The following is a 19,696-nucleotide window of genomic DNA, read 5'->3' on the forward strand; positions in this document are numbered from 1 at the left end:
CGACCGTGCCGGCGCCGTGCCGGGTCGGCATCGCCTTGCCGCGGTCACCGAAGTAGAGGACGGCGCGCCAGTCCTCGACGACGGTCTCCGGCTCGGGCTGCAGCCCCTTGCGGGCACGCCGGCGGTCCTGCTTCGCCTGCTTCCGGGCACTCCGGCGGGCGGCCCGCGCGGACGGGTCGTAGTACATCCACGCCGTCGCCCACAGCCAGACGTCCACCACCGAGTTCCAGATGCCGATGTAGGCGACGATGGCGTACATCGCGAGCAGGGCGTTGAAGGCGGCGAAGACCGCGTTGCCCCAGTTCTGCGCCTGGTAGTCGCGGACGAACGTGAAGACCGAGAACGCGACCATCGCGTACGGCGCCAGGACGTACAGCGCCGGCGAGGCGGTCCGGTCGCGGACCTTCGGCGTGCGGGCGAACGGGATCTTCTTCGCGGTCAGTGCCTGCTGGATGCTCTTCAGCACGCCCGCCACGTTGACGGGCATGAGGATGAGGTTGAAGCCGTAGATCCGGAAGATGTCCGTGCGCTTGTAGCCGCAGTACTTCAGGTCGGAGGCGAACAGCCAGAAGTAGGGCAGCGCTGCGAGGAGCACCATCGGGCTGAGCAGCCGCGAGTCGTACGGGTAGGCCAGCAGGAAGATCAGGCCGAGCGAACCCCACGCGATCGACGCCATGTAGTTGACGCGCAGCGACATCTCGACGATGCCGACCCGCTCCCCCCGCTGCCGACGCTCGCGCACCTGGCGCAGGTACTTCGGCAGGATGAGCAGGCCACCGTTCGCCCAGCGTCGGCGCTGCACGATCAGCGAGCCGAAGTCCGGCGGCGTGGCGCTGTAGGACAGGCGTTCCGGGTAGTTCACGAGGGTCCAGCCGTGCATGCCGAGGTCGACGCTGGACTCGGTGTCCTCGATGACGGTGCGGTCCTGCACGTAGCGCTTCACCTCGAAGCCGCCGACGGTCTCGACCTCCTCGATGTCCTGCAGCGCCCGCGTCCGGATGACCGCGTTCGCGCCGACCCAGAAGGTGGCGTTGTGGCGCGACATGCCCTGGTGGAGGATGTGCTGGATGTCGGTCGTCGCACCGGCGAGCCGCTCGATGCGCGTCGCGGCGCCGCGGAACGACGAGTACGGCGTCTGGGTGACGGCGACGTTCGCGTTCTCCGGCTGCTCGAGGAAGTACACGAGCCGCAGGCAGTAGTCGCGGAGCAGCACCGAGTCGGCGTCGAGCGTCAGGACGTAGTCGGACGCCGGGACCACGAGGTCGGCCTCCTCGGACGACGGGACCGTGCGCAGCACCGTGCCGCTCGCGGTCTCCTCGAACGCGTAGGCCCCGCCCAGCAGGCCGATGTACGAGTTGAGGTTCATCGCCTTGTTCGCCTCGTCCGAGAGGTTCACGAAGCGCTTCCGCTCGAACGTGGTGATCTCGGCCGTGAAGGTCCACGCCAGTCGGCGGGTGAGCTCGAGCGCCCGACGGCTCGTCACCTCGGTGAACGCGGCACCGGCGCCGACGGCGTCGACGATCGCGGCCTCGAGCGCCTCGGAGGTCAGGCGGAGCTCGTCGGCGAGGCCGATGAGCACCTGGTCGTGGAAGAAGTGGTCGACGTGGTCGACGACGTCGTGCTCGCGGGCGTGACGCCGGAGCCAGGCGTCGGCCCAGCGGTGGTGCTCGACGAGCGTGCGGAGTGCGTCCACCGAGGCCAGCGGCGAGTGCTCGGCGTCGACCTCGGCGGAGAGCAGGGCCTCCTGGAAGCGGCGCGACGGCGCGGCGAGCTGGTTCTGGATGGTCGACGCGACGGCCCGGGTGCGCTCGAGCTTGTCGAGGACCTCGGGGTCGGTCGGGAACGGGTTGTCGTCGACGAGCAGCACCACGCGCAGCGACGGGTACTCCTGCAGCGCGGCGGACCAGAGCGTGGTCGCGACGACGTCCGGCTCCTCCGCGTAGCTCGGCACCAAGACGGTCATCGGCGCCTCGTGCCCCTCGCCGAAGTGGCGGTCGAGCTCGGCACGCGGGACGCGGACGTGGGTGGCGAACCGCTCCATCGCGCCCTGCCGGGCGATGAGGTGCATGAGGGCCGAGAAGGTCAGGAACGTGACGACGACCAGGTACGAGATCGCCTCGGTCGTGAAGCGGAAGCTCTCGGTGCCGTAGTCGAGGAACTGGCGGATCACCGTGTAGACGACGTAGGCGAGCCAGAACGCGATGGTGAGGATGATGGCGACGCGGCCGGAGACGAGCTTCCGGTCGGACGGGCGTGCGTGGAGGGTGTCGAGCGGGCGGGTACGACGCTCGGAACCCCACTGCCTGCGGCGCGCTGGAGCGCCGTCGAGCTGGTTGGGCATGACGGTCCTTCATCCGCCGGTGCCAGCGCGCCATCGGGTCGGCGCGCTTTCGGGTGGCCCCTGCGGTCGCCTCCGAACCTATGGGGACAGAACGGACGGTGCAGACACCCGGACGGGGGGTCCGGGGCGGGTCGTGCGGGAAACCGCACGATGTTGCGGGAGGGCCGATCCGCGGCGTGTCGCTACCGGGTCGACGGGGCGCTCAGCGACACGCCGTTCACGTTGCGCGGCCGGTGGTCCCGGTGCGCACGTCCGGCGGTCGGGTCACCCCACACCCGGCCTGGAGGCGCGGCCTGTCTCCCCGAGTCGGCTCGCGCCGACGGGGTGGTCGCGTCCGTCCGTTCCGAGGGCGCTCTCGTCCAGCCTGCTCGATCAGGAGTGCTCGATCAGGATCGCTTCGGTGAAGGCGACGATCGCGGCGGTGAGGGCGTCGGGTGCTTCGAGCGGGATGAGGTGCCCGGTGTCCGGCAGCTCGAGGAACTCGCCGTCGGCCAGGTACGAGAGGAGGTTCTCCCGCAGGACGTCGACGGGCTCGACGCGGTCGTGCTGGCCGGCGATGACGAGTGTCCGGACCGTGATCGCTCGAGTGGCTGTGGTGATGTCCTCGGCGATCCCCTGCATCGGCCACGCGGTCCGCGCTTCGACGCTCCCGCTGGCGAGCGAGTCGACGACCACCTGTTCGGCGAGATCGACGGGCAACCGCGTCGCCGTGAGCACGGCATCCCGCGCGCCGATGACCGACTCCGACGAGTCGTAGGCGTGGGACAGCCCTGCCTGGTACTCCGGGGTGACCATCGCGGCAGGCTTCGCCGGGCCGGAACCGACGAGCACGAGGCCGCGCAGTCCGGCGGGTCGGCTCGCGGCGATCAGCTGCGCGACCTTGCCGCCCAGGGAATGTCCGACCAGGACGAAGTCGGTGATCCCCTCCGTCCGGAGGACGGCCGTCGTGTCGGCCGCGAGCTGCGCCAGTGAGAACGGCCCCGGCAGGTCTCGCGAGCGCCCCCACCCACGATGGTCGATGGCGATGCTGTCCCGGCCGGCGAGCCGGTCCCGGACGGGCCCCCACGTGCGGCCGGAACCGCCCCAGTAGTGCAGGAACACCAGGGTCGGGCCGTTCCCGTGTCGGCGGTCGGATGCGGGAAGGACGGTGTCGTGCGGCATGGTGGTGCTGCTCCTCGGTCGGTGGAAGTGGGTCGAGTCCATGCAACTTCCGGACCGGCGGGAACACATCCCGACGAGTGGACGGGTCCTGGTGGATGCTGGACAGGTGGCGACCGTCCAACAGATGACGTACCAGCTGTCGGGTCCAGCGCCGAGGTCGATCGAGCTGATGACGTTCGACGACCTGCGAGTACGGAACGACCGAGGCACGCAGCGAGCCGACTTCACCGTCCTCGGCTTCGTGGACTCGGGTGCGGGGGTGCTCGCCGCCGACTTCGCCGAGCACGCCGTCCGGGCTGGTTCCGTCGTGGTGCTCACACCCGGGGTGGTCCACCGGTGGCAGGACATCGACAGCGTGGAGGGTCTCCTCGTCGTGTTCCTCCCGACGGCGCCTGCGACGGCGTCGACCCGGGCCGTGGCGACCGACCTCGGCGGACGCACGGTGTGGCAGCTCCCCGAGGAGCATCGTCCCTTCATCGACACGGCCCGCGCGCACCTCGTCCTCGAGAGCGGTGCACCACCGTCCCCCGTCTCGGACGAGGCGATCCGACTCGCGCTCACCTTGTTGCTCGTTCGCCTGGAACCCGCGTCCGCCGACCCGGACCCCGGTCAGCCGCTGTTCCGCTCGTTCCGGGAGGCGGTCGAGCGAGATCTCCGGTCGCACCACGATGCGGCGCACTACGCCCGGGTCCTCGGCTACTCCCCTCGGACCCTGACCAGAGCCGTCCAGCAGGCCACCGGCGTGACCCCGAAGACGTTCATCAGCGAGCGGTTGGTCCTGGAAGCCAAGCGACTGCTCGCGCACGACCAGCTGACGGCCACCGCGTGCGCGGCGCGTCTGGGGTTCCTCGATGCCTCCAACTTCAGCGCGATGTTCCGCACGAGGACGGGGCAGACTCCCGGCGCGTGGCAGCGGCAATCCGCGGCGGGGCGTTCCTGACCTGGACCAGACGCGAACATCGGCGTTGGTCTCCTGCTCCTGGTCGGATCGGTCGCGCGACATGCCGCTCGTGTCCACGGCGGTCGCAGAACGTGTCGCCGCTGGGCGCTCCCGACGGCATGTCGTGCGGGGGGCGGTCAGCGACCGCGTGCGAGCAGCCAGAGCAGGTACGGCGCGCCGACCACCCCGGTGACGACGCCGACCGGCAGCGCGGTCCCGGGGATCGCGTACTGGGCGAGGAGGTCCCCGCCGAGCACGATCACCGCGCCGACCGCCGCCGACGGCCCCAGGGCGACCCGACCTCCCCCGACGAGCCGCCGGGCGATCGGTGCCGACATCAGCGCCACGAACGACACCGGTCCGGCGGTCGCGACGGCGGCGGCGGTCAGGCACACGGCGGTGAGCAGGAGCAGCACCTTCGCGCGGTCCGGCCGGAGTCCGAGGGCGGATGCGACCTCGTCACCGAGCGCGAGGATCGTCAGGCGCGGCGACTGCACGAGCGCGAGCACCATGAGCACGACGAAGGCGACGCCGAGCACGACGACGCTGCCCCGGTCGACCGCGTTCAGGGAACCGGAGAGCCAGAGCAGCGCCGTCCCGGCCTGCGTGACCGTGCCGCTCGTGAGCATCCACCCGGTGACGGCGAGGCAGATCGCGGCGACGCCGATGCCGACGAGCACGACACGGTTCCCGGAGATCCCGCGCTGCCACGCGAGGAGCGCGACCGCGAGGGCGACCACCACCGCACCGACGAGCACGGCGCCGAAGAGCGGGCCGCCGGACGCGCCGAACAGCACGATCGCGGTGATCCCCGCCGCCGACGCACCCGACGAGACGCCGATGACGTCGGGGCTCGCGATCGGGTTCCGCACGACGCTCTGCACGATCGCCCCGGCGACGCCGAGCGCCGCGCCGACGAACAGCGCGCCGAACACCCGCGGGCCACGGAGCTGCCCGATGACGAAGTCCGCGATCGCGTCGCCGTGGCCGAACGCCGCGCCGACGACCTGCGCCGGTGTCAGCGGGATCTCGCCGACGCCGAGGCCGGTCAGCACGAGCGCGACGAGCAGCACGAGGACGGCCCCGAGCACGGCGGCCTCGCGGCGAGCGCCGACGAGCCGGCGACGGGTGGGTACGACGGTCACAGTCCCCGCACCGCCCGGGACCGCACGAGGGCGATGAACACCGGTGCGCCGATGAGCGCCGTCACGATGCCGACCTGGAGCTCGCCGGGGTAGGCCACGACGCGGCCGATGACGTCGGCGACGAGCAGGAGCGCCGGGGCGACGATCGCGGAGAGCAGGATCGTCCAGCGGTTGTCGGGTCCGGTCAGGCGTCGGACGGCGTGCGGCACCGCGAGGCCGACGAAGGCGACCGGGCCGGCGGCGGCGACGGCGGAACCGGCGAGCAGCACGGTGACGACCCCGCCGACGACCCGCACCAGGACCACGCGCTGGCCGAGCGAGGCGGCGAGCTCGTCGCCGAGCGCGAGGGTGTTCAGCGAGCGTCCGAGGCCGAGCGCGACGACGAGGCCGACGAGCACGGGCGCGGTGATGACCGCGGCGGTGCCGAGGTCCTTGCCGGCGAGCGCCCCCACCTGCCAGAAGCGCAGCTGGTCGAGCAGGGACTGGTTCGTGACGAGCACCGCGGTGGTGATCGACGACAGCGCGGCCGCGACGACGGCACCGGAGAGCGCGAGGCCGACCGGGGTGAGGCCGCGGCGGGCGACGGCGGCGATGCCGTAGACGAGGAGCGCGGCGAGTCCGGCGCCGACGAACGCGAACGGCAGGTAGGACGCGGTGCCGCTGATCCCGAACACCGCGATGCCGACGACGACCGCGAGGGAGGCGCCGGCGTTCACCCCGAGGATGCTCGGGTCGGCGAGCGGGTTCCGGGTGACCCCTTGCATGACGGCGCCGGCGACCCCGAGCGCCGCCCCGGCGAGGAGCCCGACGACGGTCCGCGGGACCCGGTTGCCGAGCACGATGAGCCCGATCTCGTCGGTGCGTCCCGGGTGCAGCACGGTGTCGAGGACGGTGCCGAGCGGGATGGGCCGCGAGCCGAACGCCACCGACAGGCCGACGGCGACGAGGAGGACCACGACCGCCAGCACGGTTGCCCGGACGAGACGGGCGACGGAGCTGGGCGCGGGCGCGGTGACGGGAGTGGCCATGGGGACTGGGGCAACCCTAACGCGCGGCGTTGCCAGCCTCCCGGGAGCCGGCTGTCGGCGTTCGGCACCCGCCGAGCGAGCCGTGAGCGGACGCAGTGCTCGTTCATAGGGTCTCCTTTGGGAACGGGCCTGTACTGGACTCCGTCGACGCCCCGTCCGGGTCGTCGAGGGACGACCGGAGAGCACCGATGAACGAGACCCCGAACCCCGCCGCCGACGACACGACCGGCGAGGCGCACCGCACCGCCGCCGACGCTGCGCAGGGCCAGGCCCAGCCGCAGCCGCAGGCCGGGACGTCGTGGGAGGCACCGCACGCCGATCCCGCGACGCTGCGTCCCGCCTACGCGTTCGACGGGAGCGGCCCGTACCTGTACGGACCCGACGGCTCCGGCCCCTACGCCTACGCCGCGGACGGCCGCGGTCCGTACCTGATCGGCAGCCCGGCGCTGGCGGGACAGCACTGGGCGCACGGCGCCGCGGCGCTGAACCACCCGGGGTACGCCTCCGCATCGGCGACCACGAAGCGTCCGCGTCGGCTGGGACTCATGATCGGCTCCGGTGTCGCCGCACTGGCGATCCTCGGTGCGGCCGGCGGCACCGCACTCGGGCTGTCGTCGATGCACACCACGACGACGTCGACCCAGTCGCAGGGCACGACCACGCTGCCCGGCTCGGGATCGGGCAGCAGCGACGGCAGCAGCAGCGACGGCAGCGGCACGAACGGATTCACCGTGCCCGGCAGCGGGACCGGCAGCGGCAGCAGCAGCGGCAGCAGCGGGACGGCCACCGAGTCGGCGGCGACCGCGGCCACGGCGGCGCAGAAGAAGGGCGTCGTGACGATCAACACGATCCTGAACTACGACGAGTCGTCCCAGGCGGCCGGGACCGGCATGATCCTGACGTCGAACGGCACCGTCCTCACGAACAACCACGTCATCCAGGGCGCGACGAGCATCACCGTCACGGACGAGACCACCGGCAAGCAGTACAAGGCGGACGTCGTCGGCACGGACGCCACGCACGACGTCGCCGTGCTGAAGCTCGAGGACGCGTCGGGCCTGTCGACGGTGACCCTCGACGACGACGGCGAACCGTCCACGGGCGACACCGTCACCGACGTCGGCAACGCCGAGGGCACGGGCAACCTCGTGGCCGCCGAGGGCACGGTGACCGCCACCGACCAGGACATCCAGGTGCAGAGCGAGTCCGGCACGGGCACCGAGTCGCTGCAGGGCCTCATCGAGGTCGCGGCGGACATCGTCTCGGGCGACTCGGGCGGTCCGGTGCTCGACAGCGAGGGCGAGGTCGTCGGCATGGCCACCGCCGCGTCGTCCGGTTCGGCGCAGGTCACCGGGTACGCGATCCCGATCACGACGGCCAAGTCGATCGCGGACAAGATCCTCGCGGGTGAGTCGTCGAGCACGATCACCATCGGGCTGCCCGCGTTCCTCGGGGTCGAGGTCAGCCAGGACCAGTCCGCGACGACCGGTGTGACGGTGGCCGGGACGGTCGAGGGTTCGGGTGCGGCTGCGGCCGGCCTGGAGTCGGGTGACGTCATCACCGCCGTCGACGGCACCGCGATCGCGTCCTCGGACCAGCTCACCCAGGAGATCCAGGCGCACTCGGTCGGTGAGAAGGTCACCGTGACCTACACCGACAGCGCGGGCACCGCCCACACGGTGACGGTCACGCTGACCGCGGGACCCGCGGCCTAGTCGGGGCGGGCGCTCAGCCGAGCACGGCCCGCACGACCGACCGGTACACGTTGGCCGGGGACTCCGCCGAGAAGGCGGTCTCCCCGGCTTCCGTGCGTCCGACGCGGGCGAACCCGTATCCGTCGGCGTGCACGAACGTGACGGGCTCCGGTCGTCCGGGTCGGCGCAGGTGGGACACGGTCCAGGGTGCGGCCCAGAACCGGGCGAGGCGCGGATCGGCCTCGGCGACGGCCGTCGGCAGGTCGGGTGCGTCGGCGTCGCCGCCGAGCCGGCGCGCGAGCACGTCCGCCCGGAGCGACCCCGTGCGGAAGGGGAACGTCCACTGCGGGCCGACGCCGAGCCTCCCGGCCAGCAGCGCGGTGACGCGCTCCGGCGTCGCCGACGCGACCACCGCGTCGTCCGTCCCGTCGACGACGGTGCGGTCCCAGGCCTGGAGGCGCGTCTCGCGCCCGTCGGGCAGCCGCTGTTCCAGCGTGGTCGGCCTGGTGTCGTCGCCCCAGGGGGCGAGCAGCGCCTGCGTCGACTCGGGCAGGGTGCCGAGTCTGCCGACGAGGCCGGCGTCGATGAGTTCGCGGCCCGCCGGGCTGCGCAGGAGCGACGGGTTCCACCGGCGTCCAGCGAGGCTGCGCAGCGTGGTCGTCGCGGCGGCGCTCAGCCGGGGCCCGTCGAGCTCCGCGGCCGCGGGCGGGTCCGGCAGTGGTTCGAGGTCGCGTGCCGGCCGGCCCGGTGTCGGTTCGGTGGCACGGACGGACTCGAGGACGGTGAGGACGAGGTCGTCGGTGGCGAGCATGCGCGCGAGCGGACGTTCGATCGTGAGGTCGACGCGGTGCCGACCGGTGACGAAGAGCAGGTGGGCGCCGGTGACGTCCCCGCCGTCGTCGTCGGCGTCGGGCCGCACGTACTCGACGAGGCGGGCCGGGGCCCCTGCGGTGGTCCAGACGTCGGCACCGACGAGCAGCAGCCCCTCGACGGCCCCGGGCAGGCGTTCGAGGAGGCTCGTGTGCTCCTCGGCGATCGTGCGGTCGCTCGGGCGGGAGCGGACCGTGAGCACGGCGTCGTCGCCGGCGAGGCGGAGGTCGGCCTGCGGGTCGTCCTCCCGGCGCCAGTGGTCCGGGCGCCGGAGGGTGAGGCGTGCGGTGCGGTCCTCGGTGCCGGGGTGGACTGGGACTGCCATGCTCCGAGGCTACGGCGGCGGTCCCGGGAGCCGGGGTCGGCACGCCGCGCCAGGGTGTTCGTCCCCTCGGCCGTCGCGAGCGCCCGTGGTCAGTGCCGGCGGGGCGGGGCCGGCGGCACGGGCTTCGCGGCGACGACGTCGGCGAGCGCCACCTCCACCGGACCGCGGCGCGTGTCGATCGTCACGGTGTCCGCGCCACGTGCGGTCAGCACGCCGAGGGAGTCCCGGGCACCGTCGCCGTGGTGGGCCCGGACGACGAGCCGGTCGCCGATCGCCGCGGCGCGCAGCACCAGGAGCGCGCGGGTGCGGGCGACGGCGGCGGCGGGGTCGGTGGTCACGGTGTCCAGGCTAGGACCGCCGGACGGCGTCGTAGGGTGTCCGGATGGAGAAGGCACGGGTCGACAGCTGGATCTGGGCCGTCCGGATCACGAAGACCCGGTCGGCGGCGACGGCGGCGTGCAAGGCCGGGCACGTGCGGGTGAACGGCGAGCGCGCCAAGCCCGCGCAGCCGATCGCGCCCGGTGACGAGGTGCGGGTCCGGCAGAACGGGTTCGACCGGATCGTCGTGGTCCGCGGCATCATCCTGAAGCGGACGAGCGCGCCCGAGGCGGCGAAGCACTTCGAGGACCGGACGCCGCCGCGCCTGCCGCGCGAGGAGGCCGGCTTCGTGCCCCAGCGCGACCGCGGTGCGGGGCGCCCGAGCAAGCGGGAGCGCCGCGACCTCGAGAAGCTCCGCGGCTACTGACGCTCCTGGCGGGTCAGACGAAGCGGACGGTCTGCTGCAGGCGGTCGCGGACGTCGAACACGTCGACCGACCCGACCGGCGAGAGCGCCCCGGACAGCACGTACGCCAGGGCGCTGCGCTTGACGATGAACGCCGTGGGCTTCCTCTGGGGTCCGACGAGCTGAACGTCCTCGTCGACGGCGGAGTCCGGCACGACGAGGATCCGTCCGGTGAACCGCACCCGCGTCTGCTTCTGGACGGCCCGGGCGGCGCGGACGAGCTCCTTGACGGGGCGCTCCCCCGGCGCGAGGGTCTCCCCGACGATCTCACCGCCCTCGACCCGGACGGGCCCGCCCCAGTCGATGGACTCGAGCGCCCAGAGCCCCGAGTTCGTGAGCACGGCGTGGTCGAGCTTGCCCTCCGGTCCGGCGTCGAGGTCGTGCCAGACGGTGACGCCGATGCCCATGTCCGCGACGATGCTCGCGGTCGCCTCCTCGGCCAGTGCCTCGCCGAGGAGCCGGCGGATGTGCCGCGGCGCGGACCGGACGAGGGCGGGGTCGTACGGGTCCTCGATGGGGTCCCCGAGGCCGACCCACTCGCGCTCGGCCTGCAGGAAGACCTCCCGCGAGCGTCCACCGGGGTGTCCGTGGGAACGTGCTCGTGGCCGGGAGTCACGGCGTGCGGTCGGTGGCGCGTAGGCGTCGCGCGGCGACCCGTGGCCCCACGCCGAGGAACCGGACGGGGACGCACCGTGCTCCCGCGCGGGCGGCGACGTGGGACGGGACCCGGCGTCGTAGGCGCGCCGAGCGGCCGGTGTGCCGATGCGCTCCCAGGCGAGCTGGACGCGTCGGAAGGACTGTGCGTCGCCGCCGAGGTCGGGGTGGGACTCCCGCGCGGCCCTGCGGTAGGCGCGGCGGAGTTCCTCGTCGTCGGCGGTCGAGGGGACGCCGAGCACCTCGTAGGGGGTGGCGTCGGCCGGGCTGTCGGTCATGGCCCTCCGACGTTACCCGAGGGAGCGTCGGTGTCCGCCGCACGCGGGCTGGACGCGCGCTGGGATCGGCCTGCGCCGCCGACCCGCGGACACACGCATCCGTCCCGCGGACCACCCGTCGGGGCTCCGGTGCCTCGGCCTCACCCGGGGGCTCCGGTGCGGCGCAGCAATGCGGTCAGCGCGCCACCGACGCCCGACGTCCCGCGACCACGGTTCAGCCGATCGCGGCCCGGATCGCGTCCGCGTGCTCCTCGATCCACGCCACGTCCGCCCGGTAGAGCTCGACGTGCCCGTGCGCGAGGTCGCTGACGAACTTCGGGTCGCCGGCGGCCGCCTCGGTCTCGATCGTGGTGACGAGGGCGACGAGCGAGGCGAGCATCGTGTCGACGAGCACCGAACGGGAGCGTTCGTCGAGCCCGTAGGCACGGCAGAACTCGGCCGCGCGGGCGAGCCGCGCGTCGAGCGGCGCCGATCCGCCCTCGACCCCGCCCGTGGTGAAGGGTGCGAAGCGGTAGACCGCACTCGCGACGTCCCAGACCCGCGGACCGGGGTGGGCGGTGTCGAAGTCGATGATGCCGACCGCGGCGATGCCGTCGTACACGCAGTTGTAGGGCGCGAAGTCACCGTGCACGATCGTCTCGACCGGCAGCCGCTCGGCCTGGGACCACACGTCCGTGTCCGAACGGGGGAAGTCGGCGGCGGCGTCGTGGTAGTGCCGGAGCATCCTGGCCGTGGTGACGAGCGCCGCCTCGCTGGCGATGTCCTGGTTCCACGGGTAGTCCCCGGCCGTGCCCGCGACGAACGTGACCGTCTCGACCGTCTCGCCGATCGCGATCGGCTCCGGCACCCCGACGAACCCCCGGCCGTGGACGTGCTCGAGCAGGCGGTGGACCGTGGGCGTCCACGGACCCGCCGGGCGGTGGACCCGGTCGTCTGCCCTGGTGATGCGTTCCATGGTGGAACCTCCTGTTGCCGTCTCCGTTGACGTTCGGCCCAGCGTATCCGTGCACGCTCGGCATCGCCGCACCGGACGACGAGCGTCACACGACCGTCACGTGTGCGAAACCCGTCCTGCGCCGTGTGGACGAGGCTCGCGCCCCTCCCGCCCGTCGGGGGCCGGGCGGGTCCGGTGCGCACCTCCGCACCCGCGCACGGGGAACGAAGACGCCTCCGAGCCGCTGGCCGATCCGGTCGGCGTTCCTCGGCATTCGCGAACCGGATCGGCCACCACGCAGAACGCGGACGTTCTCCGCATCCGCGCACGGGGAACGAAGACGCCTCCGAGCCGCTGGCCGATCCGGTGGGCCTTCCTCGGCATTCGCGAACCGGATCGGCCACCACGCAGAACGCGGACGTGGGGCGGCACGATGGCAGACCCGGCACGCCCGCCGGACCCTGCGCGCGCGCCAGACCCGGCACGCCCGGCAGTCGTGTCCGGGACACGCAGTGCGAGGCGCCCGCAGCAGACGCTCACCGCAGCGCGCGTCCTCCGCCGCACCGGCGCACCTCAGCGCGCAGGTCACCTGCGCACCTCAGCGCGCAGGTCACCTGCGCACCGGCGCACCTCAGCGCCCGGGTCACCTGCGCACCGGCGCACCTCGGCGCGCAGGTCACCGCCGCACCTCGGCGCGCGCGTCACCGCCGCACCCGCGCAGCTCAGCTCGCGAACGCGTCCCGCAGCCACGACGGCCCCCGCACCGCCGCGCCGAGCGCCTCGACCCGTGACCGCAGCTCCCGGTCCGCCGTGATGACCACGACCGGCGCGTCGCCGGAAGCGCGCGCGGAGTCGGCGGCGGCGACGATCGCGTCGTCGCCCGCTCCGGGTGCCCGCACGACATCGATCCCGCGGGCCGACCCGGCGGAGGCGAGCCGGGCCTCCCCCTCGAGCACCACGGTCCAGCGCGGCCACCAGCGGGCGAACGGCAGATCGAGGTCCCTCGCGGGGACCCCGTCCGCGGCGAGCGCCGTGACGCCGCCGACCAGCCGGTCGGCCGCGCCCGGCCGGTCGCGCCACCAGCCGTCGGGCACGCTGCCGACGACGTTCGCGGCGTCGACGACGACGTGCGGGGTGGTCGGGAGCGCGGCGCGGAGCGACGGCCAGGAGGCGCCGAAGCCGGGGTGCAGCGGCAGGTCGTCGACCTGGTCGGCGGGGATCCAGGCCAGCTCGAGACTCTCGCGGTCGGCGATGATCGGCTCGAACGGCCGGGAGGCACGCCCCACGACGGTCGTGTAGGTCCAGAACCCGAGGTCGAGGACCGCGGTGTGGCGCAGGTCGATGCCGTCCTCGGGGACCCCGGCTTCCTCCGCGGACTCGCGGAGGGCTCCGGTGACGGCGTCCTCGCCCTGGTGCCGGGCCCCGCCGGGGATGCCCCAGGTGCCGCCGTGGTGGCTCCACTCGACGCGGTGCTGCAGCAGGACCCGCCCGGCGCCGTCGTCGACGAGCAGGCCGGCCGCGCCGAAGCGTCCCCAGGCCCGGGTGCCGTCGGGACCGACCGCCCATGCGTCGCCGGGGTCGCGCGGTCCGGGCGGCGGACCGGGAGGCGTCGCGCGGTTCACACCAGGGAGGTCGGGCACGGTCCCAGCCTCCCACACCACCCCCGACAGCGACCCGGAGCGGGTCACGGGACGTCGTGTACGGTGACCATCGAGACACGGGGTGCCGCGACCGCGGCTGAGATCACACCCGTCGAACCTGCTCGAGCTCGTACTCGCGAAGGGATCGTCCATGAACACCGCTGCGCCCTCCTCCCCCTGGGTCGACCGCACCGCCGAACTCCTCGAAGCCGTCCGTGCCCGGGCTCCGCTCGTGCAGTGCATCACGAACACGGTCGTGCAGAACGTGACCGCGAACGTGCTGCTCGCCGTCGGTGCCTCGCCGGCGATGGTCGACGTCCGCACGGAGGCCGGACCGTTCGCCCGGGTCGCCGACGCCCTGCTCGTGAACACCGGGACGCCGCACGCCGAGCAGGTCGAGGCCGCGCTCGAGGCGGCCGACGCGGCGGTCGACGCCGGCGCCCCGTGGGTGCTCGACCCCGTCGCCGTCGGCGCGCTCCCCGTCCGGACGGCGCTCGCCGGGGGGCTGCTCGCACGGCGGCCGACGGTGCTCCGCGGCAACGCCTCCGAGGTGCTCGCCCTGCTCAGCGACACGGCCGGTGGCCGTGGCACGGACGCGACGGCGTCGGCCGACGACGCGCGGACGGTCGCGACGGCGGCGGCCGGGAGGCACGTGGGCGCGGTCGCCGTGTCGGGTCCGGTCGACCTGCTGGTCACCCCGGGCGGGGCCGTCGTGCGGGTCGCGAACGGCACGGAGCTGCTGACGCGGATCACCGGCGGCGGGTGCGCCCTCGGAGCGGTCGTCGCCGCGTTCGCCGCCGTGGTGCCGGACGACCCCGGTGCCGCCGCCGTCGCCGCCACGGTCGTGCACACCGTGGCTGCGGAGCTCGCCGCGCAGGAGGCGGGCGGTCCGGGGACGTTCCAGCCGCTGTTCCTCGACCGGCTCGCCGCGCTCGTCCCGGAGGACGTCGTCCGCACGGCACGGGTGCACGTCGAGTCCGCCGCGGACCCGGTGGCGGTGACGGCGTGACGGACCTCGGCGTGTACCTCGTGACCGACCCGGAGCTGTGCGATCGGCACGGCGTCGGCGTGCTCGGCGTGGTCCGCGCAGCCGTCGACGCGGGCGTGCGCCTCGTGCAGGTGCGGGACAAGGAGGCGACGGCACGGGACCTCCTCGCGCTGACGGCGGCGGTGGCCGACGCGGTGGGCGACCGTGCGACGGTGGTGGTCGACGACCGGCTCGACGTCGCCCTCGCCGCTCGGCACGCCGGACACCGGGTCGCCGGGGTGCACCTCGGCCAGTCCGACGTCCCGGCGGCTGCCGCGCGGGCGCTGCTCGGCCCGGCCGCGCACGTCGGACTGACCGCGAACACACCTGAGCACCTCGCCGCCGTCGCCGCGCTGCCCGAGGGCACGGTGGACCTGCTCGGCGTGGGCGTCGTCCGACCGACGTCCACCAAGCCCGACCACCCGGCGCCCCTCGGCGTCGACGGCTTCGCCCGCATCGCCGCGGCCACGACGGTGCCGTGCGTCGCGATCGGCGGCGTCCGGCTCGACGACGTCGGCGCCCTGCGCGCCGCCGGCGCGTCCGGTGTCGCGGTCGTGTCGGGGATCTGCGCGGCGCCCGACCCGGGTGTGGCCGCCGCCGCCCACGTGACCGCCTGGCGGGCCGCGGGTGCCCTGTCACCGGAGCCGCGCCTCCAGGCCGACGCGTCGCGCCGACGGGAGGCGACGCGGTGACCGCCGTGCCCCGCGTGCTGTCCATCGCCGGGACCGACCCCACTGGTGGTGCCGGGATGCAGGCGGACCTCAAGGCGATCGCCGCCCACGACGGCTACGGCATGGGCGTCGTGACCGCGCTCGTCGCCCAGAACACCCGCGGCGTGCGGTCGGTGCACGTGCCGGACACGCGGTTCCTCCGTGCCCAGCTCGACGCGGTGTCCGACGACGTGACGATCGACGCGGTGAAGGTCGGCATGCTCGCCGACGCCGCGGTCGTGCGGACCGTGACGGAATGGCTCGCCGAGCACCGTCCGCCCGTCGTGGTGGTCGACCCGGTGATGGTGGCGACGAGCGGCGACCGGCTGCTCTCCCCCGACGCCGAGGCCGCCCTCACCGGACTGTTCGCGCACGCCGACCTCGTGACCCCGAACCGGGCCGAGCTCGCGGTCCTGGCCGGGCTCGCGGGCGGTGGGTCGTCAGCGGCTCCGGTCGAGCGCGCGGCGGTCGAGCGCGCGGCGGTCGTGGCGCGGGCCTGGGACGTGCACGTCCTCGCGAAGGGTGGACACGACGACGGCCCGGTCGCCGAGGACGTCCTCGTCGCGCCGGACGGGAGCGTCCGGGTGTTCACCGCGCCACGGGTGGCGACGACGAACACGCACGGCACCGGTTGCTCGCTGTCGAGCGCCGTCGCCACCCTCGCCGCGCAGCACGGCGACTGGGAGCTCGCCGTCGGCCGGGCGAAGGCGTGGCTGACGACGGCGCTCGAGCACGCCGACGCCCTCGAGGTCGGCCGCGGACACGGCCCCGTCGACCACGGCGCCGCCCTCCGGGACGCGCTGCCCCCGGTGCGGTGGACCGACGCGTGGTGGGACGACGCCGCCGACACGCTCGAGGCGGTGCTCCGCTGCCGGTTCCTCACCGGGCTCGCCGACGGCACCCTCGACGCCGGTGTGTTCGAGCGCTACCTGGCGCAGGACGTGCACTACCTGCTGGCGTACGAACGGCACCTGTCCGCCCTCGCCGCCGCCACCACCGGCGAGACGTCCCAGGCATGGGCGGCCGCAGCCGCGGGCTGTGCGGTCGAGGCCGAGGCCCTGCACCACCGACGCCTGGCGGGCTCGCACGCCGACGACCCCGTCGACCCCGTGTGCGCCGGCTACCTGGCACACCTGCAGGCGGCAGCCGACAGCGGGTCGCCTGCGGTCCTCGCGGCCGCGGTGCTGCCGTGCTTCCGGGTGTACGCCTGGGTCGGGACCCGGCTCGGCCACGCGCCGGAGGGGCACCCGTTCGCGGACTGGCTCGGGGCGTACGGCGACCCGGGGTTCGCGGCGGCGAGCGCGGCGGCCACCGAGCGGGTGGAGGCGATGGCGGCCGCGGCGGCGCCGAACGAGCGGGGACGGATGGCGCGGGCGTTCCGGACGTCGACGGCGTGGGAGGCGGCGTTCTTCGCGATGCCGTTCGGCTCAGGGGCGAGCGCGGTTGCGGATGCCGGGGCGGGCGCTGCGGCGGTTCCCGGTGACGGCGCTGACGTGCGCACGAGCTGAGCGCGGGCGGGTCGGCTCCGTCAGCGGGGCGGCAGCCGCACCAGCTCGACCGACAGCTCGTCCCCGTCGACGGTGCCGCGCATCCAGGTGTGGTCCGGCTGGCGGCGGCGGTCGGTCGGTGAGCCCGGGTTGAGCAGGCGGAGCCCGTTCCCGGCGACGGTGTCCCAGGGGATGTGCGAGTGGCCGAAGACGAGCACGTCGACGTCGGGGAACGCCGCGGCGGCCCGACGTTCCCGCCCCGTCACCGCCCCGGTCTCGTGCACGGCCGCGAACCGGAGGCCCTCCACGTCGAAGCGCGCCTCGAGCGGCAGCCGGTCGTCGAACTCGGGCCCGTCGTTGTTGCCGCGGACCCCGACGAACCGACGGGCCCGCCCGGACACGGCGTCGAGCGTGGCGAGGTCGACCCAGTCGCCGGCGTGCACCACGAGGTCGGCCGCGTCGATGTCGTCCCAGAGCCCGGGCGGCAGGTCCTTCGCCCGCTTCGGCAGGTGCGTGTCGGACAGCAGGACGAACGACGTCGTCACGGGGTCGTCGTCGCCCGGCCGGGCATCGGCAGACCGGACTCGTCCGCTGCCCCGAGCCGCTCGAGCAGCCCGGCGAGCAGGGCGACGTCGTCGTCGGACCAGGCGGCGAGGCGTTCCTCGAGGGCATCGCGGTGCAGGCGGACGGACCGTTCGAGCGCGGTGCAGCCGGCGGGGGTGGCCTCGAGCGGTTTGGCGTTCCCGGTGCCGCCGTCGGTCGTCCGCACCAGCCCGGCGGCGAGCAGGCCGGACAGCTGCCGCGAGATCGTCGACCGGTTCAACCGCAGGTACCGGGCGATGTCGATGGCCATGCACCCCGGGTGCTGCACCACGAAGTCCACCAGGGACTGGTCGACGACGCTCAGCACCTCGTCCGACCCGCGCGCCCGGATGCTCGCCCGTCGCGTGATCCGCGAGAGCTCGGTGTAGGCACGTCCGATGTCCGCGTTCCGGACGTCGGACCCCGGGTGGTCCATGGTGGCTCCAACCTGTCGTGCCGGACGGTCCCGCTGTGCGGTGGACCGAAGGCGTGTTGACGACCGAGGATACCCACCGGGCTCCCCGGCCGGGGTCAGTGACCCGCGGCCGCCGCTCGCAGCGCGCCGATGTCGAGCTTGACCATGTCCATCATCGCGGCGTACACGCGGGCGTTCGCCCCGGGGTCACCGGAGCCGGACATCAGCTCGCCCATCATCGACGGCGTCACCTGCCAGGCGACGCCCCAGCGGTCGAACAGCCACCCGCACGCGGTCGGCCGGCCCCCGTCGGCGAGCAGGGCGTCCCAGACGCGGTCGAGCTCCTCCTGGGTGTCGACGTCGACCTGGAACGAGACCGCGTCGGTGTGCGGGTGCCCCGGTCCGCCGTTCATGGCGCGGTAGGGCCGGCCGAGCAGCGTGAACTCGACCACCAGGACGGGGCCGTCGGGCATCCGGGCGACGCTGTCGATCCGCGAGTCCGGGAACAGGGAGACGTAGTGCTCGGCCGCCTGCTCAGCCTGGTCGTCGTACCAGAGGAAGGGGGTGATGGTGGACACGGTCTCGCCTCTCTGCTCGGTCGCCCGGTCAGTCCGCGACGCCGCGGCTGAGCAGGCCGGCCCGCTCGGGGTGCTCGTCGAACCACTGGCCGACGAACCAGCACATGGGCACGACGCGCTTGTCGGTCGTGGACTCGACCTCGCCGAGCGCGTGCTCGACGAGGGCGGCCGCGTAGCCGTGCCCGCGGTGCTTCGGCACGGTGTACGTGTGCGGGAACGCGATCGCGTCGTCGTTCTCCCGGTAGTCCAGGACGCTCACCAGCTCGCCGTCGACGTACATCGCGTAGCGGTTCTGGTCGGTCTCGTTGCGGAACTCCTGGGCCATGCCGCCATCATGCTCCGACACGCGGCCGGGCGCGACGGGAATGTCCGCCGACCGGGAGCGTTCCCTCCGGCATGACCACGATCGGCATCATCGGAGCAGGCAACATCGGATCCCAGCTGGCACGCCTCGCCGTGCAGCACGGCCACGAGGTGGTGATCGCCAACTCCCGCGGCCCGGAGACGCTGACCGACCTGGTGTCGGAGCTCGGCACGGCCGCCCGTGCCGGCACGCGTGACGAGGCCGCCGCCGCGGGCGACATCGTCGTGGTGACCGTGCCGCTCGCCGCGATCGAGACCATCCCCGTCGAGCCCCTCGTCGGCAAGGTCGTGATCGACACGGACAACTACTACCCGCAGCGCGACGGGCAGATCGCGGCGCTCGACGACGAGACGACCACGACGGCGGAGATGCTGCAGGACCACCTGCGCGGCGCGAAGGTCGTGAAGGCGTTCAACCACATCGGCGCCGCGGACCTCACCGGGCACGCGACCCCGAGCGGCACGGCGGACCGCCGTGCACTCGTCATCGCCGGCGACGACGAGGACGCCAAGCGCACCGTCGCCGACCTCATCGACGAGTTCGGGTTCGACGTCGTCGACGCGGGCCCGCTCGCCGAGGGCTGGCGCATCCAGCGCGACACCCCCGGGTACGGCCCGCGGCTGACCGCGTCGGAGCTGCGCGACGCGCTGGCCGCGGCGAAGCGCTACCGCGACATGTAGGTCGTCACCAAACGGACGGACGGGAGGCGCGGGACCAGCTGGTCCCGCGCCTCCCGTCCG

The 19,696-nt window shown here is 74.0% G+C and carries 20 protein-coding genes and 1 riboswitch; of the genes, 7 read left to right on the forward strand and 13 right to left on the reverse strand.

Annotated features, from left to right (window positions below; translation table 11 throughout):
• Together Csp2054_RS08700 and Csp2054_RS08705 are read right to left on the reverse strand one after the other, a co-directional pair.
• Positions 1 to 2,341: glycosyltransferase family 2 protein (locus Csp2054_RS08700; RefSeq protein ID WP_141399190.1), on the reverse strand; the 2,341-nt coding region annotated here is incomplete at its 3' end.
• 372 nt (positions 2,342 to 2,713) lie between these two features.
• Positions 2,714 to 3,502 carry an alpha/beta fold hydrolase gene (locus Csp2054_RS08705; protein ID WP_096898917.1) on the reverse strand — a complete coding sequence of 263 codons (789 nt, stop codon included), beginning with the start codon at positions 3,500 to 3,502 and terminating at the stop codon, positions 2,714 to 2,716.
• Between the two features lie 124 nt (positions 3,503 to 3,626).
• Here Csp2054_RS08705 and Csp2054_RS08710 point away from each other — a divergent pair, with 124 nt between their 5' ends.
• Positions 3,627 to 4,442, forward strand: a complete 816-nt coding sequence (locus Csp2054_RS08710) for a helix-turn-helix domain-containing protein (RefSeq protein ID WP_217990898.1) — start codon at positions 3,627 to 3,629, stop codon at positions 4,440 to 4,442.
• A gap of 137 nt (positions 4,443 to 4,579) precedes the next feature.
• Here the strand turns inward: Csp2054_RS08710 and Csp2054_RS08715 are convergent, their stop codons facing one another.
• Complete coding sequence (locus tag Csp2054_RS08715; RefSeq protein WP_096898918.1) at positions 4,580 to 5,587, reverse strand: FecCD family ABC transporter permease; 1,008 nt, start codon at positions 5,585 to 5,587, stop codon at positions 4,580 to 4,582.
• Complete coding sequence (locus Csp2054_RS08720) at positions 5,584 to 6,615, reverse strand: FecCD family ABC transporter permease (protein ID WP_096898919.1); 1,032 nt, start codon at positions 6,613 to 6,615, stop codon at positions 5,584 to 5,586. Before Csp2054_RS08720 ends, Csp2054_RS08715 begins: the two co-directional genes overlap by 4 nt.
• Positions 6,616 to 6,803: 188 nt before the next feature.
• On the opposite strand from Csp2054_RS08720, the gene Csp2054_RS08725 reads away from it, so the two are divergent.
• The gene (locus tag Csp2054_RS08725; RefSeq protein ID WP_255252675.1) at positions 6,804 to 8,330 is read left to right on the forward strand and encodes a S1C family serine protease; all 1,527 of its coding nucleotides are present in this window, start codon (positions 6,804 to 6,806) and stop codon (positions 8,328 to 8,330) included.
• A 13-nt stretch (positions 8,331 to 8,343) separates the two neighbouring features.
• Here the strand turns inward: Csp2054_RS08725 and Csp2054_RS08730 are convergent, their stop codons facing one another.
• Both Csp2054_RS08730 and Csp2054_RS08735 read right to left on the reverse strand, forming a co-directional pair.
• Complete coding sequence (locus Csp2054_RS08730; protein WP_096898920.1) at positions 8,344 to 9,504, reverse strand: hypothetical protein; 1,161 nt, start codon at positions 9,502 to 9,504, stop codon at positions 8,344 to 8,346.
• Between the two features lie 89 nt (positions 9,505 to 9,593).
• The gene (locus tag Csp2054_RS08735; protein ID WP_255252676.1) at positions 9,594 to 9,842 is read right to left on the reverse strand and encodes a hypothetical protein; all 249 of its coding nucleotides are present in this window, start codon (positions 9,840 to 9,842) and stop codon (positions 9,594 to 9,596) included.
• Between the two features lie 44 nt (positions 9,843 to 9,886).
• Between Csp2054_RS08735 and Csp2054_RS08740 the strand changes: the two genes are divergently transcribed.
• Positions 9,887 to 10,249, forward strand: coding sequence for an RNA-binding S4 domain-containing protein (locus Csp2054_RS08740; protein ID WP_096898921.1), 363 nt, complete (start codon positions 9,887 to 9,889; stop codon positions 10,247 to 10,249).
• Between the two features lie 13 nt (positions 10,250 to 10,262).
• On the opposite strand, the gene Csp2054_RS08745 is transcribed toward Csp2054_RS08740, so the two are convergent.
• The 3 genes from Csp2054_RS08745 to Csp2054_RS08755 form a co-directional block, all read right to left on the reverse strand.
• On the reverse strand, positions 10,263 to 11,219 hold the full coding sequence (locus Csp2054_RS08745; RefSeq protein ID WP_096898922.1) for a J domain-containing protein: 957 nt from the start codon (positions 11,217 to 11,219) through the stop codon (positions 10,263 to 10,265).
• Positions 11,220 to 11,433: 214 nt separating this feature from the next.
• The gene (locus tag Csp2054_RS08750) at positions 11,434 to 12,174 is read right to left on the reverse strand and encodes a phosphotransferase enzyme family protein (protein ID WP_096898923.1); all 741 of its coding nucleotides are present in this window, start codon (positions 12,172 to 12,174) and stop codon (positions 11,434 to 11,436) included.
• Positions 12,175 to 12,875: 701 nt separating this feature from the next.
• Positions 12,876 to 13,793, reverse strand: a complete 918-nt coding sequence (locus tag Csp2054_RS08755; protein WP_255252677.1) for an NUDIX hydrolase — start codon at positions 13,791 to 13,793, stop codon at positions 12,876 to 12,878.
• Between the two features lie 68 nt (positions 13,794 to 13,861).
• A riboswitch (TPP riboswitch) is annotated at positions 13,862 to 13,956 on the forward strand.
• Here Csp2054_RS08755 and thiM point away from each other — a divergent pair.
• From thiM to thiD, 3 genes are all read left to right on the forward strand, one after another.
• The gene (thiM, locus tag Csp2054_RS08760; RefSeq protein WP_096899053.1) at positions 13,945 to 14,802 is read left to right on the forward strand and encodes a hydroxyethylthiazole kinase; all 858 of its coding nucleotides are present in this window, start codon (positions 13,945 to 13,947) and stop codon (positions 14,800 to 14,802) included. (Overlaps the previous riboswitch by 12 nt.)
• Positions 14,799 to 15,512, forward strand: coding sequence for a thiamine phosphate synthase (thiE, locus tag Csp2054_RS08765; RefSeq protein ID WP_096898924.1), 714 nt, complete (start codon positions 14,799 to 14,801; stop codon positions 15,510 to 15,512). Before thiM ends, thiE begins: the two co-directional genes overlap by 4 nt.
• On the forward strand, positions 15,509 to 17,038 hold the full coding sequence (gene thiD / locus Csp2054_RS08770) for a bifunctional hydroxymethylpyrimidine kinase/phosphomethylpyrimidine kinase (RefSeq protein WP_096898925.1): 1,530 nt from the start codon (positions 15,509 to 15,511) through the stop codon (positions 17,036 to 17,038). The genes thiE and thiD overlap by 4 nt, the downstream gene beginning before the upstream one ends.
• A gap of 20 nt (positions 17,039 to 17,058) precedes the next feature.
• On the opposite strand, the gene Csp2054_RS08775 is transcribed toward thiD, so the two are convergent.
• The 4 genes from Csp2054_RS08775 to Csp2054_RS08790 all read right to left on the reverse strand — a co-directional run bounded on the left by Csp2054_RS08775 (position 17,059) and on the right by Csp2054_RS08790 (position 18,917).
• Complete coding sequence (locus tag Csp2054_RS08775; RefSeq protein WP_096898926.1) at positions 17,059 to 17,562, reverse strand: metallophosphoesterase family protein; 504 nt, start codon at positions 17,560 to 17,562, stop codon at positions 17,059 to 17,061.
• Entirely contained in the window at positions 17,559 to 18,035 is a 477-nt protein-coding gene (locus Csp2054_RS08780; RefSeq protein WP_096898927.1) for a MarR family winged helix-turn-helix transcriptional regulator, read from the reverse strand. The genes Csp2054_RS08775 and Csp2054_RS08780 overlap by 4 nt, the downstream gene beginning before the upstream one ends.
• Positions 18,036 to 18,130: 95 nt before the next feature.
• Entirely contained in the window at positions 18,131 to 18,592 is a 462-nt protein-coding gene (locus tag Csp2054_RS08785; RefSeq protein WP_096898928.1) for a VOC family protein, read from the reverse strand.
• Between the two features lie 28 nt (positions 18,593 to 18,620).
• Positions 18,621 to 18,917, reverse strand: coding sequence for a GNAT family N-acetyltransferase (locus Csp2054_RS08790; RefSeq protein ID WP_096898929.1), 297 nt, complete (start codon positions 18,915 to 18,917; stop codon positions 18,621 to 18,623).
• A 71-nt stretch (positions 18,918 to 18,988) separates the two neighbouring features.
• Here Csp2054_RS08790 and Csp2054_RS08795 point away from each other — a divergent pair, with 71 nt between their 5' ends.
• A complete protein-coding gene (locus Csp2054_RS08795; protein WP_096898930.1) occupies positions 18,989 to 19,636 on the forward strand; it encodes an NADPH-dependent F420 reductase in 648 nt (215 codons plus the stop codon).
• Positions 19,637 to 19,696 lie beyond the last annotated feature (60 nt).

Source organism: Curtobacterium sp. 'Ferrero', assembly GCF_002412165.1.
Taxonomy (GTDB): domain Bacteria; phylum Actinomycetota; class Actinomycetes; order Actinomycetales; family Microbacteriaceae; genus Curtobacterium.

Bases quoted from the DNA above. Each gene is read 5' to 3' on its own strand.
- Csp2054_RS08730 (WP_096898920.1), bottom strand. From the start codon at position 9,504: ATGGCAGTCCCAGTCCACCCCGGCACCGAGGACCGCACCGCACGCCTC.
- Csp2054_RS08795 (WP_096898930.1), top strand. From the start codon at position 18,989: ATGACCACGATCGGCATCATCGGAGCAGGCAACATCGGATCCCAGCTG.
- Csp2054_RS08705 (WP_096898917.1), bottom strand. From the start codon at position 3,502: ATGCCGCACGACACCGTCCTTCCCGCATCCGACCGCCGACACGGGAAC.
- Csp2054_RS08725 (WP_255252675.1), top strand. From the start codon at position 6,804: ATGAACGAGACCCCGAACCCCGCCGCCGACGACACGACCGGCGAGGCG.
- Csp2054_RS08790 (WP_096898929.1), bottom strand. From the start codon at position 18,917: ATGGCCCAGGAGTTCCGCAACGAGACCGACCAGAACCGCTACGCGATG.
- Csp2054_RS08740 (WP_096898921.1), top strand. From the start codon at position 9,887: ATGGAGAAGGCACGGGTCGACAGCTGGATCTGGGCCGTCCGGATCACG.
- Csp2054_RS08750 (WP_096898923.1), bottom strand. From the start codon at position 12,174: ATGGAACGCATCACCAGGGCAGACGACCGGGTCCACCGCCCGGCGGGT.
- Csp2054_RS08780 (WP_096898927.1), bottom strand. From the start codon at position 18,035: ATGGACCACCCGGGGTCCGACGTCCGGAACGCGGACATCGGACGTGCC.
- Csp2054_RS08745 (WP_096898922.1), bottom strand. From the start codon at position 11,219: ATGACCGACAGCCCGGCCGACGCCACCCCCTACGAGGTGCTCGGCGTC.
- Csp2054_RS08710 (WP_217990898.1), top strand. From the start codon at position 3,627: ATGACGTACCAGCTGTCGGGTCCAGCGCCGAGGTCGATCGAGCTGATG.
- Csp2054_RS08720 (WP_096898919.1), bottom strand. From the start codon at position 6,615: ATGGCCACTCCCGTCACCGCGCCCGCGCCCAGCTCCGTCGCCCGTCTC.
- thiM (WP_096899053.1), top strand. From the start codon at position 13,945: ATGAACACCGCTGCGCCCTCCTCCCCCTGGGTCGACCGCACCGCCGAA.